Origin of the sequence: Nocardia sp. CA-135953, assembly GCF_050955735.1 — a bacterium.
In the GTDB taxonomy this organism is placed as follows: Bacteria; Actinomycetota; Actinomycetes; order Mycobacteriales; family Mycobacteriaceae; genus Nocardia.
Genome location: NZ_CP192082.1, coordinates 2,703,177 through 2,721,610, shown reverse-complemented (window position 1 = coordinate 2,721,610; position 18,434 = coordinate 2,703,177). Strand labels below are relative to the sequence as shown.

Below are 18,434 nucleotides of genomic sequence, written 5' to 3'. Positions count from 1 at the left end.
GTGGACGTCGGCATCGAACTGCCGCCTCGCCCCCGCGACTCAGCTCGGCATAAAATTACCCAAGCCTATTTACATATATCATTTAACTCTAACCTGGCTCATGTAGTGCCGGAAGTATTTCCGCCGCAAGCAAACAACTAAACTCTGCGCTGCCAAGTCTTCGCGTTGCGGGAACCGGCGAAGATCACGGTGTCCGCACCAGCATTGCATATTCGACCAGCCGATCGACCACCTGATCCGGTGTACCGGTGAGCGAATAGCGGTCAGCCAGCGGCACGAAGTCCCGGTTGTCGGAGTCGTGGATGTCGCAGCGATCGTGTCGCGGCGCGCCACAGCAGTTTCACGATCGACCGCACCCCGGCAGATCAGGGTGTTACGAATGCGTTCGTTACGCGGCCATGGACGAACGGGTGTCCACCGATGCCAGGACGATCGAAACCCGGCACTCTCAGCCCAGCGGGACGTCTGCGGCACCATCCGTTGCACCCGTGGCAGCACGACTTCTGCACGCGCCGAACTCCGACCGTCGAGCAGCACCCTGAAAGATTAATGATATACCTATCAATGTGACCGGAATCAAACCGTCGGGAGCAGTGCGATGGAGCTGTCCTTTGAACCCGAACTGCAATCGCTGCGCACGATGATCGAGGCACACGCCGACACCACCCGGGATCGCCCGCGCCGACGTGGACCGCGAGCATAACGTCGCCGAAATCCAGCAAATCATCGGTGGGCGTGAGTTGCTCGGAGGCACAGGGATGAGCAAGAGGAGTTTGAGCCGGTGGACACACTGTCATCGACGTGGTCACAGCACGTACTTACGGGACTGGCCGCTGATCCCGACGAACTCGCCATAATCTCGGTGACACCCGAGGGTGTACAGAGCTGGACGCGCCAGGACTTACTGGAAAATTCTTCGGGGGCAATGAAATTCCTCGATGCTCACGGCGCCGCGCGCGATCGTTACGTGCCTGCTCTGGTAACAACCCGCCCCACCTCCGTGGCGCTGCTGCTCGCCGGTGCGGTATCGAATCGGCCGATCGCGCCGCTGGGCCCGAAGCTGACCGAAAGAGAACTGCTGGACTGTCTACGTCGCCTCGACGGCGACGTCCTTCTCACCGAGCCGGAATGGGCGGACAAGGCTGCGCGCCTGGCTGCCGAGACCGACTGTCGTGTCGCCATCGTCGAGGAGTTCACTCCCGGCGAACCGCTCGATGCCGCATTGGCGAATACCGCAGCGACCGACATCGCGTTCATGTTGCACACGTCAGGCACCACCGGGTTGCCCTCACAGGTCGTCGTTCGCCAGCGCGAGCTGGCCCAACGGGCAGAGGTAAACGGCGCGCTGCTGCAACTGCACCCCGGTGCGCGACTGGTGATCGCCGGGCTGTTCCATCATGTCGGCGGGCTGGGCAACATCGCGGTGGCACTGGGTAACAACACCACGATGGTGCTCGTACCGTCCGTGAGCGTCGAATCGTGGCGCAGTCTGGAACCAGTGCAACCGACACACGTGATCACCGTGCCGTCGATCATCGAGATGTTGCTGAGCGCTGATGCTTTGACCATGCCCAGCCTGGGCATGATCGGTTACGGCGGGTCACCGATTCACCCCGACACAATGCGACGAATCGCGCAGCTGCGGCCGGATGTCGATTTCGTCAACCTCTTCGGCCAGACCGAGGGCAGCCCGATCACGGTGCTCGGACCGCAAGATCATCGCGTCGCGATCTCCGGTAGAGAGGAGCTGCTGCAGTCGGTCGGTCGCGCGGCGCCGGGCGTGGAACTGCGCATCGCCGATCCCGGGCCCGACGGCGTCGGGGAGGTGTGGGCCAAGTCCGGCCACTCGTTCTCGGTCGACGCCGAAGGATGGCAGCACACCGGCGATCTGGGATATCTGCGCGATGACTATCTTTACTTGGCGGGCCGCAAGGGCGACAAGATAATTCGCGGCGGCGAGAACGTCTTCCCACTCGAGGTGGAACAGATCCTGGAGAGCCACCCGCAGGTTGCGGAGGCAGCGGTAGTCGGCATACCCGACCAGCGTCTGGGGGAGAGTATCCGGGCCTTCGTCGTGCCGGTCGATCCGGCGAACCCACCCGACATCGAACAGCTGCGCGTTTACTGCCGCGAGCAGCTGGCCGGGTTCAAGGTTCCGGCGGGCTGGCGATTTGTACGATCACTCCCCCGCAACCCAGTCGGCAAGTTGCTGCGCCGGCGACTCACCGAAGTAGACGACGAGCATCTCGCCCATGGCCACGGTCCAGCCGCGTAGCCGCCGGATCGCGTTCGTTCTGTCGAAGTTCACGCAGACATGTCTGAACTGGATCTACTCGTCGGCTTTCAGCCCTCGCTATCGCGTTCGACGAGGCGCGGCGGTGCGGTCGAGGTGTGCCGCGTAGGTCGCCCGCAAAATGCGTACTGGTGTCCTCGTCGACGGTAAAGGAGCTTTCGGGTTCGGTGCCGAGCTGGCACCTGGGCCGTTTACCACCTGAGAACGTCGTCGGAGGCACCCCATGTGATCCGTCATCTCGGGGCCCGACCGCACATCAGATCACCACAACGGAGCGAAGCACGTCGCCGCGCTGCATCTTCTCGAAGGCTGCCTCCACACCTTCGAGTCCGATGGTCTCGCTGACGAACTTCTCGAGTGGCAGCCTCCCCTGCAGGTGCAAGTCGACCAATGTCACGAAATCCCGCGAGGGCAAGCAGTCCCCGTACATCGACGATTTGAGGGCGCCACTGCGGCTGAAGTATTCCACCAGCGGGATCTCGGGAGCGACCATGTCGGAGGTTGGCGCGCCAACCAGCACCACGGTGCCGGCGCGATGGCGGGCGAAGAACGCTTGTTTCCACGTTTCGGGCCGGCCGACCGCATCAATGACCACGTCCGCACCGAACCCGCCGGTAAACCGCTGGATGGCGGCTACTGGGTCCACCTCCCGGGCGTCAACGACATGCGTAGCGCCGAACTCCCTGGCCATGTCTAGTTTGCGAGGGTCACGATCCACGGCGATGATCGTTGACGCACCCGCCAGGTAAGCACCGGCGACCGCGGCATTACCGACGCCTCCGCACCCGATGACGGCAACCGAGTCGCCGCGGCTCACCCCGCCCGTGTTGATCGCGGCGCCGATCCCGGACATGACCCCGCAACCGAGCAGCCCGGCCACCTGCGGCTCGATCCCCGAGTCGACCTTGGTGCACTGCCCCGCGGCCACCAGGGTCTTCTCCGCGAACGCACCGATATTGGCAGCCGGCGACAGCTCCTGACCGGACAGCAGTGTCATCCTCTGTGTCGCGGTGCGGGCGTTGACACAGTATTGGAGATTGCCCTTGCGGCAGGCCCGGCACTGCCCGCAGATCGCCCGCCAGTTGAGGATCACGAAGTCGCCCGGTTCGATATCGGTGACCCCGGCACCGACCGACTCGACGAGCCCGGCGGCCTCATGCCCGAGCACGAAGGGGAACTCGTCGCTGATCCTGCCTTCCCGGTAGTCCAGGTCGGTGTGGCAGACCCCGCACGCCTGCACCCGGACCACCGCCTCACCCGGCCCTGGGTCGGGAACGACGATTGTCTCGACTGCCACCGGTTCGCCCTTGCCGTGCGCTATGACCGCACGGACCTCCTCCGACATGCTGCCACTCCTTCGCCACTGAGTTTCGGTTCGCCGGTGACGGCTGCCTACACATGTCAGCCAGTCGTTGCCGGCCTTATGAGAACCCACGTACCCGAGGTCTCGTTGCTTGCCCGCCAGTCGGCCCACGGAGTGGGCCGCACTGCCGGCAACCCGCCGACTTGGCCGAGCTCTGACGTCATGTAGTAGCCGCGACGTCGGGGCTGTCCAGTTCATGGCCGAGGTAGCCTCGCATGACCTCGTTCTCGTCGAGCTCGTCAGGCCGCCCGGAAAACACGACCTGGCCGCGGTTGAGAAGGTAGACGTGATCGGACATCTGGAGGGCACGCTCGACGTACTGTTCGACGACGAGCAGCGCGGTGCCGTTGCTCGCGAGAATATGCAGGGATTCGAAGATCTGCTCCACGACGACCGGCGCGAGTCCCATGGAGACCTCGTCGAGCATCACAAGACTCGGCTTGGCCAAGTAGGCGCGGGACAAGGCGAGCATCTGCTGCTGGCCGCCGGAAAGCCGTCCGGCGAGTTCGCCGAGGCGGTTCTCGAGCGCGGGGAAAGCCTCCAGCGCAACGTCGAAGGACTTGTCCTTCTCCCATGGCGGGAGCTGGAGCAGAAGGTTCTCCCGAACGGTCATACCCCGGAATATTCCCCGCCCTTCCGGAATGAGACACACACCGGCTCGGGCTCGCGCATTCGGTGCGGCACGGGTCACTTCCGTCTCGCCGATCAGGACACGACCCGCACTGGGCCGGAGCAGACCGGATGCGACGCTCAAGAGTGTCGTCTTACCGGCGCCGTTGGAGCCCAGCAAAGCCACAACCGACCCGGTATGCACCTCCAGGTCCACGTCGCGGAGTACGGTGGTGCGCCCATAACCGGCGCTGACGCCCTCGAGTCGAAGCCGTACGTCACTCATCGTGTGGTCTCCTCCTGCAACTCCGCGCCTTCTCGCGCTCCGTCGTCGCTCGCGACGTCGCCGCCGAGGTAAGCGGCCTGAACTATTTCGGACGACATGACCTGGGTTGGGGTGCCGGAGTAGATCAACCGTCCGAAGTCCAGCACGTAAATGTAGTCGCACACATCGTTGACCAGCGCCATGTCGTGCTCGACCAACAGAATGCCGACACCTCGCTGTCGCACGACTTCCGTGAGAATCTCACCGAACCGCAGCGTCTCCGCTCGATCGAGGCCTGATGAAGGCTCATCCAGTAGCAGAACCCGGTAGTCACCGGCCAAGCACCGCGCCAGCTCGACCAGCCGCCGCTGCCCGGTGGACAAGCCACCAACCGAGGCGTCGGCCACCTCGACCAACCCGCACAACTCGAGCGCGCGCGCGGTGGCGTCATCGACCCGGCGCCGGTCAGTCGCCCGCGGAAGCACATGCCGCACCGGATTTGCACCGGCCCGCGCCGCCTCGGCACCGACTGCCACATTTTCCCAGACCGAAAGCGAGTCGAACAGTTCCATTTGCTGGAAAGTGCGACCGAGACCTCTCCGTGCCCGAGCGGCCGCGCTCCGCCGAGTGACATCCTTCTGGTCGAACAGCACATGGCCGCGTGTCGGCTGATTCAGGCCGGAACAGGAGTTGAACGTCGTGGTCTTGCCGGCGCCGTTCGGACCGATGAGACCCGTGATCCGACCGGATTGCGCCTCGATGGTCACATCGTTCACCGCGACGAGCCCGCCGAACTGCACACGTAGTCCGTCCACCTCGAGGGCGGCCGGTTGCACACGAAGAGCCTCCGCACCCGGAGCCATCTGGACGGTCGTCGCGCGAGGACGCCTGGTGAATGGCGGCCGACGGAAAAACCCGTCGAGCAAATCACGCAGCCATACTGGCGGACCTTCTGCCGATACAGGCCGGAGAGCGTGCGCAATCGCGCCGATGCCGAAGAGTATCTGCAGATAGTTGGAAGCATCCGGCGAGGGAACGTAGGAGGGTATGATCGCCAATCCGAAGCCGGCCAGTATCGCATACCAGGGCACACCGCCCGGGACGATGATGATGAGCGCGATATACGTCAGCGATACCAACGGCTGGTAATTGTCGCCGGTAACCGTGAACTGAACCATCCCGGTCAATGATCCGGCGACCGCGGCAATGAACGCGGAAACGCAGAATACGAGTACCCTGGTCACATTTACCGTGGTGCCGTTCGTGGTGAGGGCAAGCGGAGATTCCGCCATCCCCCGCAGGAGCCGCCCGAGACGGCTGCGAGTGAGCCCGATCACAAACAGGGCGGTCAGCACGGCAAGCACCAAGCACAGGTAGTAAAAGCCTTCATCGGAATCGAGGCCCAACCAATGTGGCCGCGGCATCTCCAATCCGAATCCCAGCGCTCCGAACATCAAGTCCGAGGTGTAGAACATTTGCGACACCGCGATCCCGAAACCCAGTGTCGCGAGCGCGAGATACAGCCCGCCCAACCGAATCGCCGGGATTGCGAGCAGCGCGCCGATGGGTACCGCCACCAGCCCAGCCAGCAGGAGGGCGACCACCCAGGGGACGCCCAGATCGACCGCGAAATGTGAGAACGCGGCCGCACCGATGGCGGTGAACGTCACGTGGCACAGGGACACCTGCCCGGATGTGCGAACCAGCAGGCCCAACGAGAGAAACACCATGACGCTCGTCAGCCCGAGGGTCCAGTCGCTGAGGTGGAAACCGGCCCAGCTGGGCACGAATGCCAGCAGTACGACGACGACGGCACCGCCCAAGAGTTGGATCGGCAGAGGTGTCACCCATGCTGGGCGGCCAGCCGATCGCGGCGCGGATCGCACCTGCAGCCAGCGCTTGGGAAACAGCAGCAGGACGAGGAACAAAACGATGAACGGCAAACTGGCGGGCACCTGTTCGAGAACGCTGCCCGTGAAATACTTCGTGGACAGGGCGCCGACGACCCCGATCCCGACACCGCCGATGAAGGTGACCGGCAGACTGGTGAACGAGCCGAGCGCGGCAGCGCCGAAGGCCTGAATGACGAGGAACGTCAAGGTCGTACCCGTCAGCGGCACGAAAGAGGCAAGCAACAGACCGGAGATAGTGGCGAACTCGACGCCGATGATCCACGACCACCTCCGTGCCCGCGTCGGGTTGGTTCCGGCAAGATCCAGCAGCGCCGCGTCGTCCACCACCGCACGCATCGCCATGCCCATACGAGACCACCGGAAGAACAGGTAGAGCGATGCGGTCAAGATCAGCGCGACGGCGAAGACGATAATCTTTTCAGCGGTTATCTGTGTACCGGAAATTGTCACACTATTGGTCGGCAGGTATGGCGGAATGGCACGAATCTGCGTTGTGCCATAAATGATAGTGAAAGCAGACTGCACAACCAGCAGAACACCGACGGTGGCCGCCACTTTCAATGCCAGGCTTGCATTGGCCAGGGCCTTCGCCAAAACAGCGAACATCCCTCCGACGACCGGCCCCACGACAACCAGAATAATGGCGACGGCCGCTGGCCAGGGCACATTATGCTGCACATGCAGGAAGTAGAATGCATAGGCAGCGATCGTTGCCAGCGCACCATGTGCGAAGTTGAATACACCGGACGTCTTGTAGGTGAGAACCAGCCCCACGCCAGCGAGACCGTAGACCGCGCCCGAGACCAGTCCCGCGATAATGAATGGCAGCATACTCTGGTAACTCCTTTGTACCGTCCGCAACGGCCGGTGGATGTTCTATGTAATGCGTTTCGGCGCGCTGGAGCCGGTATCCGCTACCGGCTCCAGGCGTGCCCGAACAGCAACCCCCCGCGAGCGTGCTATTTCAGCCGCCGAGGCTGTTGAGTAGTGGTGTGATTTTGTCTTGTGGGATGCAGGTGGGGGTGGCGCCGTTGGGTGCGATGAATTGGCTGTTGTGGATTTCGATGGGGAAGTAGCAGTTGTTGACCGATGGTTTTCCCTCGGTGTAGGTCAGTGGTGCGGTCAGGCCGCCGAGTGTTTCGTCCTTGAGGGCGTAGAGGCCGCGTTTGACGTCTTCGGGTTTGGCGTTGGCGCCGAGGTTGGCTGCTTTGGCCGCTGCCTCGAACAGTTTCCCGGCGGCCCAGGAGGGGGTGGTGTTCGGTCCGAACTGGGGGCTGTTGTACACCTCGGGGGCGTACTTCTTGAGCGCGTCGTGGTATTGCTGGATCGCGGGGAGTTGGGTGTAGAACCACGGCGCCACGACTTCGGTGCCGAACATGCCCTCGGTGTTCTTGTCGTTGACCCATTCGGGTGAGATCGAGCCGTCGTTGGCGTTGAGCCTGGCTTGGACGCCTTGGGCTCGGCAGGCGTCGAGCACGCGGATCGTGGTGTCGGTCGTCGCGCCGACCTCGAAAGCCTGCACGCCGGCGTTGTTCATGGCCAGGCACTGGGCGGTGAAGTCCGGTGCGGTGCCCGCGACCTTCTCCGAGACCATGCTCACCCCGGTCAGTTTGGCCGCGGCCTCTGCCAGCGGCACCGCCTGGGCGCATGCCGGTGCTTCAGCGCAGTAGAGGAACCCGAACTTGTTGTAACCGTGGTTGACGACTTCTTGCATCGTGGCATAGCTCATCGCCACCAAATTGGTGCCGACACTGTAGAAGTTGGGGTCGGTGGCGAACTGCGATATCGCGGTCAGCCCACCCACCACCGGAATGCCTTTGGCATCGACATAGGACGCCCAGGTACCGCTGAAGTTGCTCGAGTCACCCACGATCGCGATCACGTGCTCTTTCTCCACGAGCTCGCGAATCATCGTATTCGACGTCGTCGCGTTCCCGCCGTCGTCCTTCACGATCATGTTGATCTTGTGACCGTTGATACCACCGGCCTCGTTCACCGACTGCGCCCACGCCCGCATCGTCTTACACGTACCACCCAGCCCCTGCGCGAACACACCGGTACAGTTCCCGATCGCCCCGATATTCCAGGCCGGACCACCCGCATCACCCCCACCACCAGAACCACACGCCGTGACCCCCACCGCCACCACCCAGGCACACGCCAGCACCAAAAACCTTTTACTTCGCATACGTGGCCCCTTAGCTCACCGTTGAGGATCAGGCTCGACCTGAACACACGCAAGTAAAACCCCATTAACCGTACAAGTCAATAATCTACCGATATCGGTTTTGGCGGCGACTCTCGCCGGTGAGGGCTGTGATCACCAGGGGTTCGGCTGCGTCGGCAACATCGATGGCGATCCGCACCGGCCCGGCTTTGTAGATAGTTAGCTCATTGCAAAGAATGGTCACATGATTCGAATCGGCATAAATCAAGGTCCAATGGCTCAGATTTCCACACGTCGTGGTCGAGCCAACTACGCAACGTGCGCGAACGCGCTCTCCACCGGGGTCGACGGAAGGTCAGGGAGCCTGGTGTACCGGTCCACGCCACAGTGATCGTTGACTGCCGGATCCGCCCCGAGCCGGAACGTTGCGTCGCGAGGCAGCAATAGACCAACCGGATACCCCACGGTGCTGCGAATGAGTATCGGATTCCAACGCCCGCAGGCGCCGACACGCGCCCTCATGGTTGATGATCGCCCGCATCGCGGCCGCTCGAGTCAGCGGCGCGGGTTCCGGCATGTCCCGATGCGACACGCTCCGCCTCGAGTTCGAGCGATTCATGCGTGACGCCCCCCAACGATCGGCGATTGCCTGTGGATCGCGCGGCCAGCGGCCCCCCGTGCTTGTGCACCAGTCCGTACTGAACTCGGCGACCACGAGCGTATGCGGGAGGCCACGAATACGTCGGGCGCAGCGAATTGACCGGCTTTGCGACTCGAGCGACGGCGGGAGCGACTCGAGCCACGGCGGGAGCCACCCAGCGTCCCGCGATGATCTCGGCCGCGAATGGACACCGCCGTCTCTCGAGAACTGCGCCGTCAGGCGTCGATCGGGATGCTCCGACCCTCGAGTTCCTCGATCGCCGACCACAGTGATTCGGGGACCGCGACCGGCGCGAACGTCTGCGTGTTGATCGTCACCAGCACGACGGTGCCGACCGCGAGCACGCGTCCGTCATCGATTCGGCGCAGAGTCTGTTCGAGCGTGAACCCTTTGCTCCGTCGGCCGATCGCACGTATTTCGATGGCGGCCTCGAGCCCGGGAAAGACTTCGCCGTCAAAGCGTACGGAGATCGACCGGACGATCGGACGACCGGGCGAGTCGTCGGCGAACAGCTTGTCGGAGTTGTAGCCGAGGCCGCGGGTGAAGTATGCCTGCCACGCGTCGTAGAGCAGCTGCGCAATCTCGATATTGTCGAGGTGGCCCTCGTGTCGCGACGGTCCGATCGTAAGAGTCTCTGCCCATGGCTCATGTTCTGGCATATATCTAACTATATGACACATGACACCGATCTGCCAGGCACACGGCGCTACGGGATCGGATCACTCGCATCGAGCGGTGCCCGAAACCCGTTGGCCCCGTTCAAGGTCTCACCCTCCGTCCGCAGGGCTTCAAGAAGCGCTAACCCACGGCCCACCTGGTCACGTTGTTCAGAATGGGCAAAGCGTCCCGATCGACTACTCGGAGGTCGCAGGAGCAATGATCAGAACTCGACCACGATGCCCGAGCCGAGTTGTCGTCGATGTCAGTGATTCCGCACGGGCATTGCTTATCCGCCCGGCTGGTCAGTCGACGTCGTCGGCCACGCCGACGCGACGGTAGTCAGGCAGGCGACACAACGACGACGCCCCCCTGCTGGAGATCTCCAGCAGGGGGGCGTCGTCGGACCGGCGGAAGCTCAGTTTTCGTGAACGGAGTACCGCGCGATGAGGTCTTGCGAGAGCGGGAAATCGAACAACTTCTCCGCATTAGCATGAGTGATCTTCCGAGTGACCTCGGGATCGAGATCATCGAACAATTCCTTACACGCAGCCTGAGTGTTCGGCCACGGCGAGTCACAGTGCGGATAATCGCACTCCCACAAAATATTGTCGACACCATTGTAATCGCGAGTCGACAACCCCCACGGCTCCTCGATCATACAAAAATACATGCTCCGCTTGCAGATCTCACTCGGCAGCGTCTCATCCATCTCCGTCCAATACCGATGCCGCTCCCACTGACGATCAGCCCGCTCCAACGCAGCAGGCAACCAACCGATACCACCCTCGGACCACACATACTTGATATCAGGAAACTTCCGCGGAACCGGACTACACATCATATTCACAGCGTTATACGCAGCCGAAGTGAACGCAGTCGCGATCGAAACCATCGGATTCATATCCGGATCGAAATCGACCTTCGCCCCCGAAGAACCGATATGCATACACACCGGAATCCCAGCATCCTGAACAGCGGCGAACAACGGATCCCAATGATCACCATGCAACCCCGGCTGCCCGATCGCAGCCGGATCCTCCACCCAACACAACGCCTTCGAACCCAACCCGACCGTCCGCTCGACCTCCGCCGCAGCCAACGCCGGATCCCACACCGGCACGATCGTCATCGGAACAAACATATCCGGCGCAGCCGCACACCACTCATCGAGAATGAAATCATTCCACGCGCGCACACACGCCAGCGCCAGATCCTTATCCTTGAAAGAACCGAACTTACGCCCACCGAACCCCGGCAACGTCGGAAACGCAACCGAAGCGAAGATCCCGTTCGACAGCATGTCCCGACGACGCTCCTCCGGCTTATAACAACCAGGAATCATATCGGTGAAACGCGACGGCTCGGTCCCCCACTCCTGCGGAGGCTTCCCAGCAACAGCATTCAAACCCATCGTGGTCTCCCGAGTCCCGTCATACACCCAGAACTCACGACCACCCTCCTCAACAACATGAGGAATCGCATCACCAAACTTCTTATCCACCCGCGACGTCCACACATCAGCCGGCTCCACGATGTGGTCATCGACGCTGAACAACGTATACATAATTCCGCCCTCCGGCGCTTCTTCAGATAACTTTTCTTGCAGGCGACGCGGCACTCGCGAGTGAGTCCACAAAAAGCCGGATGGCATATTGCAGACTCATCGGGTGCTTAACCTCACCGAAAATCACCCGAGCCTTCGAGAAGTCACGGGACAAGGCTAGCTTTCGTTTCCGATTCACTGCGTGCGCGCGATCTCTAGGATTTCGACAACCGCGTCCCTGTCGATCGGCCGCGGATTCCAGAGTATCGCACGGTCCTCCGACACGTCCGCAACGATCTGATCGTAGTTTTCCGGGCCCAGCCCGACTTGGTCCAAGCGCGTCGGCAGGCCGAAATCGGCGACGAATGAACGCACGGCGTCAGCGCCCGACGTGCCGGCCGGTGCTCCGAAAATTGACGCGATCTCATCCAGCACGTCTCCGGCGACCGCGTTGTTGTAGGCCATTGCGGCCGGCAGCGTGACACATGAGGTGATGCCGTGCGGGATACCGTACCTGGCGCCGATCTGATGTCCGATAGCGTGACTGACACCTACCCCGGCGTTGGTGATGGCGAATCCGCCCTGCCAGCTGGCGATCTGGCAGTACGTCCGAGCATCCAGATCCTCCGGATGCGACCGCGTGCGTTCGAGGTACTTGGCCAGCGTCGCAAGTCCGTCCTTGCAGGCCGCCGTGACGAAGGGCTGCGCGGCGAGTGAGTACCACGCCTCAACGCAGTGGTCGAGGGCCCTGATACCGGTGGACAGCCACAGGTCCATCGGTGTGCTCCGCGTCAGCTCACTGTCCAGGATCACCCGCTGCGGGATGAGTGTGGTGTGGCTGAAGCCGTCCTTGACGCCACGTTCCGCATCGGTGATTCCGAAGCCGCTCGTGAACTCCGCCGCGGACAGTGTGGTGGGCAACGTCCAGTGCGGCACCGTCGTTCCGGCGACCGTCGTCGGCCGTACCTCACCCTCACTGGTGAAGGTGACCTTGTAATCGTCGATGGCGGCGCTGTCGGTGATGTTCTCGGCAATAGCCAAGCCCACGGCTTTGCCGAGGTCGGACACGCTGCCACCGCCAAGGCTGACGATGGCGTCTACGCTGGCCGCCCTGGCCTGTCGAGCCACCTCGACCACAACCTCGCGCGGCACGTGCTGCCGAGGCTGCGAGAACGTCAGCGCGCGACGCGACCCGATGAGTTCCTCGAGTTCCTTGCCGTGGGGTGTCTTCTCGTAGAGGGTGTTCGAGATGAGGAGCAGCACTCGCTCAACGCCGGCCTCTTCCAAAGCCGCTGGTAGGGCCTGGCGGCTGCCGGGCCCGTAGGTGATCTGGTTCGGACTTGTGTACGCGAACTCGCCACCGACGTTCACCGCGTCACCTCACTGTCGCTGCTCAATGTTTCTACCCTGCCTACATGGTTGTGCGCCAACCGGCTGTCGGGGTCAGACGGCATCGGCCATCTGACCCGACAACAGTCAGTTACTCTCGTCGAGCCCGCGCATCTCGGGAATACGGTTTATGGCCGCCGCCGCCACGGCCCGGTCCACCTGGGCCGCGAGTTCGGCGGCGTCGGCGTCGGCCAACATCTCGGGCAGGCGCGTGGTCAGACACTTTCGCACCCACGGAAGCATCCGGCCGTTGGCAACGCTGTCGTAGCGAACCCAGCGGTTCTGCGGCTCCTCCCCGGGTGCCGTGCGATGGACGTAGTGATAGTGGGGATCCTCGTCGAAGCAGTCGAACCGCAGATATTCGTGACCCGAGGCGGCTTCGACCACGTGCACCGACAGACCACCGTCGTCGACGTCGACCTCGGACCCGTCGCCGGCGGCGAGACTGGCCTCCAACGCGGCCAAGGCGGCCGGATCGTCTTTGTACGTCAGGCGGAGGGAGTCAGCTGTGATATGCCGTAATTCGATACCGATCTGGACCGGCCCCGCGTCGTAAAACGTGGTGTTCTCCGCAGCCAGTGGCTCGGGCGGAATGTTGAATACGTGGCCGACTTTCATTTGACCACCTGCCGAACAATTAGCTCCACCAATATCTCCTTCTCGAACCGGCCACCAACGCCGACGTGGCCCAATTTCAGGATATTTCGCGCCATTACCGACGGCCACCCATGCCGATCACCCCGATGTCCGCTGTGCGTCGACCGTCATGTGTACGTAGCGGGAGGCCCACAGCCCAGCCGACGCGGCGTGATCGATGGCGATCGACGCTCCCGTGATCGTGGCAGCGCCATCGGATGCCAGCAGCACCAGGGTCTCGGCAACCTGTGCGGACTCATGGAGTGGTGCTCTACGAACCGCCGCAGCCTGAGCATCGACCGGAGCGCCCGTGGCAGCCTTTGCCCCCGTGGTCCGATCCTGTTGACCAGTTGCCGTGCCGCCCAACAGAATCGTATTGGCACGAATGCCCTCGTCGAAGTACTCGACCGCGATCTGGCGCGTGAGATGTGCCAACGCAGCTTTGGACGTGCCGTACACGGACATCTCACTCACGGCGACCGCAGCGGTGGTGGAGGCAATGGTGAGAATTACCCCGCCGCCCTGTGTGCGCATCGGGCCCAGCGCGTACTTGGTCAGGAAGAACGGCCCCTTCACGTTGGTGTCGATGACCCGATCCCAATTGGCTTCGTCAGTATCGTGGATCGTCATCAGAGGGGGCTCGGGACGGACCGCGGCATTGCAGACCAGTACGTCCAGACGCCCGAATCGCTCGACCGTGGCCGCTACCAGCCGCTGGCAGTCGGCTACGCGGGAGACGTCAGCCGTCTCGAAGGCAAACCGCTCAGTGCCCAGCTCGGCCTCGAGCTTTGCGCCGTAGTCGGCACGGCGTGCCGCACCGACTACGGAAGCCCCGGCCTCGATGAAAGCGGTCGCAATGGCGCGACCCAGGCCGGCCGAGACGCCGGTAATGAGGGCGGTCTTGCCCGCCAGTGCTCCATCGGTCGCCGTCATTGCGACTGCCCCTGCCTCTTCGTCCATCGACTCGCTGTATATCGACGCCGAGCCCGCAAACATGTCACTATATAAATAAGCTAAATGTTCCCGCGACTCGTGTCAAGGCACCGTAAGGCGCTCTGTTCCTTCTCTTTTATCTTACTTGTTATACTATATGTCCTGAATATCTTACGCGCTGCGCGGGGTCCGGGACCAGATGTCCGGGCGGGTCACGACACCTAGGCAGGCGTCTCCGAGGCCCTACCCGCGAAGCGCCGATCCGTTCAAGTCTGTGGTCGAGAGCCACAGGAAAGGAGAACAACGATGCCGGGTGCACTGAGCTGGCTGCGCGTGGTGGACTGCTCCGAGGGGCTCGCCGGCGCGTACGCCACCGGCATCCTCGCCGACCACGGCGCGGACGTCATCCGCGTCGAAGCGCCCGGCGGGGACCGGTATCGCGAACTGTTCGCCGTGCCGTACGCGTCATTGCATCGCGGCACGCGCAGCGTCGAACTCGACCTGCAGACCGACTCCGGCCGCGAGGATCTGCTTCGACTGCTCGGCTCGGCAGATGTGTTCGTCCACAGCTGGGCCCCCGGTGTCCCCGAATCCTTTGGCCTGGGTTATGAGGCCGTGCACGCCGCGGTACCTCACCTGGTGTACGCCGCGATCACTGCGTTCGGGCAGACCGGCAAGCACCATGACGTCGCCGCCTACGACTCCATCGTGCATGCGCTCGTCGGCACGATGGGCGAGCAGGATGGCCATCGCGACGGCCCGATCTACGAGGCCCAGAACTTCGCGAGTCAAGGCGCCGGCTACCTCGCCGATATCGCGATCCTCGCCGCCCTCTACCGCCGGCACATCGACGGCGCAGGTCGCTACATCGACACCTCGCTCTGCGATGGGGCACTCGCCTATCTGATGATGACGTGGGGCCAGGTCGACGGCGACGAAGTGACCCCCCTGTCCAAACGCGGCTTCAACCGGCTCATTGTGCGGACCTTCCGCTGCCAGGACGGTGAGTACCTGGGTGTACACACGGGCGCCGTCGGCGCTTGGGGGCGCGCGATGAAGGCATTCGGCCTGGACGGCAGGGTCGGGATCGACCCGAACGGTCGCGATATGGGCATCCCGCTGACCGATGACGAACAGAAGATCATGTCGACCGAAATATTCGACATCCTCGCCTCCAAGCCGCGCGACGAATGGGCGCGGATCCTGCGCGAAGCCGATGTCTGCGCGGTCGAGCACCTCCGGCCCGGCGAAGCGTTCGACGCCGAGCAGGTTCGCTACAACGGCACGGTGACCACTGTCGATGATCCGGTCCTCGGGGAGGTCGAGCAGGTCGGCGTGATGATCGGGCTCGACCGCACTCCGGGCGAGGTCCGGGGCCCTGCCCCCCTTCCGGGCGCGCATACCGCGGAAGTCCTCGGCGAGGCAGCCGCACTGGCAGCGCGCTCGGGTGGCCCCGTCGACGCCTCGGCATCGCTCCTTGACGGTGTGAAGATCCTTGACGTCGGGGCCTACTACGCGGGCCCCTGGTCCTCCCGGGTCCTCGCCGACCTCGGTGCCGACGTCATCAAGCTCGAGACCGTGCACGGCGACTCGTTGCGCGGCCTACGTCAGGTGTATCGCGCATGTCAGGCCGGCAAGCGGGTCATCTCGGCGGATCTCAAGGATCCGGATCTGGCACCGCTTCGCCGGGCTCTGGTCGAGTGGGCCGATGTGGTCCAACACAACATGCGCCCAGGCGCCGCGGAACGTCTCGGCGTCGGGGTCGAGCAGGTACGGGCAATCAAGCCTGATGCGGTTTACCAGCACGGGCCGGGCTGGGGTGCCGGCGGGCCCGACCGCCTTCGGCAGAGCTTCGCCCCTCTGCTGTCGGGGTACGCGGGAATGACCTTCGAAGTCGCTGGGCAGTTCAACGATCCCCTTCCGCCGATCGGCAACGAGGACCCCGGAGCCGGCCTGCTCGGGGCCATCGGAATCCTGATGGCACTACTGCACCGGCAGCGCACGGGCGAGGGCCAGTTGGTCGAGACGCCGCAGGTGAGCGCCGCGCTCGGGCACATGTTGCACATTGCTCGACGCACCGCCGACCGCGAGGTCCTGGGCGCAAACCGCCTCGACCCGCTGCAGCTGGGCGTGTCGCCGACCGACCGTCTCTACGAGACATCCGACGGTTGGGTGGTAGTTGCGGCGAACACCGACAACGAGCTCTCCGCGCTCAGCGCCGCGACCGGCGTCGAGATCCTCGATGACGAGCGGTTCGGCACCATCGCCGCTCGCGCGAACAACGACTACGAGCTCGGCGACCTGCTCGGCACGGTGATCCACGGGTGGACCACAGCAGAGGCGCTGGACAGGCTCGGCTCGGCGGGCGTACCCGCTGCCGAGCCGGCCCCTTACAACAACCGGGTGTTTCTCACCGATCCCGACAACCTCGCCTCGCGACGAGCGGCCGCCACCGCGCACTCGGACGGAACGGTGCGCGAGATCGGCATTCTGTTCCGCGTCTCCGAAACGACGTTCCCGCCGCACCGCATCGCAGCCGAACTGGGCGAGCACACCGAGCAGATCATGACGTGGGCCGGCTACACACCCGAACAGATAGCCGCGGCCGAAGCACGCGGCTCCGTGCGTTCGCTCCATCGCGATGACACCGCAAGCCCTGCCTGAGCACAGCAGCGCTTCGATCGCCTAGCCGCCCCACCGACAAGCCGCCGCGCCATGAACACACGGGACAATCAAGGCCATATCCGATCGCGCCCGCCTGTTCCACCTCCGGTGCCAGGCACGGCCGAGGACAGTGGGTACCGGCCGATTGGCGGATGAGCTGGACCGGGGCAGACCGCACAAGGGTTACGTCTCGCGACGGGCTTATGCACCGATCTCACCAGCTGATGCACCATCGTTTTCCTCAGATCAGGAGCTTTCGTGACCCATCTACGAGTCCATTTCGACCTCCGCGCGCCTGAGTCGGGCATTCCGGCACGCGAGCTCTACCCATTGGCGCTCGAGCAGGCCGCCTGGCTCGATAATGCCGGTGCGACGTCGATCATGCTTTCCGAGCATCACGGATCCGACGACCAGAACTGCCCTTCGCCCCTCACCCTCGCAGCAGCGATCGGGGCAGTGACCGAACGCTGCCGCATTCTGGTCTCGGCGCTTCTGCTGCCGCTGCACGATCCCGTGCGCGTCGCCGAGGACGCGGCCGTCGCCGACCTGGTGAGTGGGGGTCGACTGGATCTCGTTGTCGGGGTCGGCTACGTGCGTTCCGAATTCGAATTGTTCGGGCTCACCATCGAGGACCGCGCACGCCTGCTCGAGAAGAAGCTCCCGCTGCTTCTCGAGGCCATGACGACCGGCACGGTGACGCGGGGCGGCACCACCTACCAGGTCACCCCCCGGCCGGCGCAGAAGCCGCGTCCCTCGGTGCTCGTCGGCGGCTCGGTGGCCGCGTCGGCCAGGCGCGCGGCCCGTTTGGCCGACGGGTTCTTCCCTGCGGTCAGCGACCCGTCGGTCATCGAGGTCTACCGCGCGGAGTGCGCGCGGCTCGGCTATGAGCCCGGTCCGGTCCATCGAGGGGGACGACCGCGCTTCGTCTTCGTCAGCGAAGATCCGGACCGGGCGTGGCAACATGTCGGTCCGGCCGCGCTCGGAGAGATCAACATTCACCGACGCTGGACGGCCGACAGCCCGGCGCAGAACTCCTACGGTGAGGGCGGTGCACTGACCGATTGGGAGGTCGTCCGCAAAGGTGGTCAGTACGCTGTGCTCACCCCTGCGGAGTGCATCGAACTGGCCCGCGGGCTGGACGACGACATGCCGCTCACGATCAAGCCACTGCTGGGCGGTGTGGATCCCGACTTCAGCTGGGAATGCCTGGAAGTGCTGAAGTCCCAGGTCCTGCCGCACCTGGACCTGGACCAGCCCAAGCCATTCGGCCGCATCCGCCCGCTGGATGTCGAGCGAGCATAATGTCGTCGAATTCAGCCGTCGCCACGCCGCCAGAGT

At 63.7% G+C, this 18,434-nt stretch carries 12 protein-coding genes; 3 read left to right on the top strand and 9 right to left on the bottom strand.

The window, feature by feature from the left end; all coding sequences use genetic code 11:
• Positions 1-781: 781 nt before the first annotated feature.
• A complete protein-coding gene (locus tag ACQPXH_RS12390; protein WP_433602473.1) occupies positions 782-2,275 on the top strand; it encodes a class I adenylate-forming enzyme family protein in 1,494 nt (497 codons plus the stop codon).
• A 274-nt stretch (positions 2,276-2,549) separates the two neighbouring features.
• Here ACQPXH_RS12390 and ACQPXH_RS12385 read toward each other — a convergent pair whose 3' ends face one another.
• The 9 genes from ACQPXH_RS12385 to ACQPXH_RS12345 form a co-directional block, all read right to left on the bottom strand.
• Positions 2,550-3,638: an S-(hydroxymethyl)mycothiol dehydrogenase gene (locus ACQPXH_RS12385; protein ID WP_433603427.1), complete on the bottom strand. Its 1,089-nt coding sequence runs from the start codon at positions 3,636-3,638 to the stop codon at positions 2,550-2,552.
• Positions 3,639-3,816: 178 nt separating this feature from the next.
• Positions 3,817-4,551, bottom strand: a complete 735-nt coding sequence (locus ACQPXH_RS12380) for an ABC transporter ATP-binding protein (RefSeq protein ID WP_433602472.1) — start codon at positions 4,549-4,551, stop codon at positions 3,817-3,819.
• On the bottom strand, positions 4,548-7,274 hold the full coding sequence (locus ACQPXH_RS12375; protein WP_433602471.1) for an ABC transporter permease subunit: 2,727 nt from the start codon (positions 7,272-7,274) through the stop codon (positions 4,548-4,550). The genes ACQPXH_RS12380 and ACQPXH_RS12375 overlap by 4 nt, the downstream gene beginning before the upstream one ends.
• Before the next feature lie 133 nt (positions 7,275-7,407).
• Positions 7,408-8,631 (bottom strand): ABC transporter substrate-binding protein, encoded by a 1,224-nt coding sequence (locus tag ACQPXH_RS12370; RefSeq protein WP_433602447.1) that lies wholly within the window; start codon positions 8,629-8,631, stop codon positions 7,408-7,410.
• Between the two features lie 855 nt (positions 8,632-9,486).
• Complete coding sequence (locus ACQPXH_RS12365) at positions 9,487-9,930, bottom strand: acyl-CoA thioesterase (protein ID WP_433602470.1); 444 nt, start codon at positions 9,928-9,930, stop codon at positions 9,487-9,489.
• Between the two features lie 416 nt (positions 9,931-10,346).
• On the bottom strand, positions 10,347-11,549 hold the full coding sequence (locus ACQPXH_RS12360) for an amidohydrolase family protein (protein ID WP_433602469.1): 1,203 nt from the start codon (positions 11,547-11,549) through the stop codon (positions 10,347-10,349).
• A 120-nt stretch (positions 11,550-11,669) separates the two neighbouring features.
• Entirely contained in the window at positions 11,670-12,845 is a 1,176-nt protein-coding gene (locus ACQPXH_RS12355; protein ID WP_433602468.1) for an iron-containing alcohol dehydrogenase, read from the bottom strand.
• Between the two features lie 105 nt (positions 12,846-12,950).
• The gene (locus ACQPXH_RS12350) at positions 12,951-13,481 is read right to left on the bottom strand and encodes a DUF7700 domain-containing protein (protein WP_433602467.1); all 531 of its coding nucleotides are present in this window, start codon (positions 13,479-13,481) and stop codon (positions 12,951-12,953) included.
• A gap of 117 nt (positions 13,482-13,598) precedes the next feature.
• A complete protein-coding gene (locus ACQPXH_RS12345) occupies positions 13,599-14,432 on the bottom strand; it encodes an SDR family NAD(P)-dependent oxidoreductase (protein WP_433602466.1) in 834 nt (277 codons plus the stop codon).
• A 306-nt stretch (positions 14,433-14,738) separates the two neighbouring features.
• Between ACQPXH_RS12345 and ACQPXH_RS12340 the strand changes: the two genes are divergently transcribed.
• Together ACQPXH_RS12340 and ACQPXH_RS12335 are read left to right on the top strand one after the other, a co-directional pair.
• Positions 14,739-17,096: a CaiB/BaiF CoA transferase family protein gene (locus ACQPXH_RS12340; protein WP_433602465.1), complete on the top strand. Its 2,358-nt coding sequence runs from the start codon at positions 14,739-14,741 to the stop codon at positions 17,094-17,096.
• A gap of 258 nt (positions 17,097-17,354) precedes the next feature.
• On the top strand, positions 17,355-18,398 hold the full coding sequence (locus tag ACQPXH_RS12335) for an LLM class flavin-dependent oxidoreductase (protein WP_433602464.1): 1,044 nt from the start codon (positions 17,355-17,357) through the stop codon (positions 18,396-18,398).
• Positions 18,399-18,434: the final 36 nt, after the last annotated feature.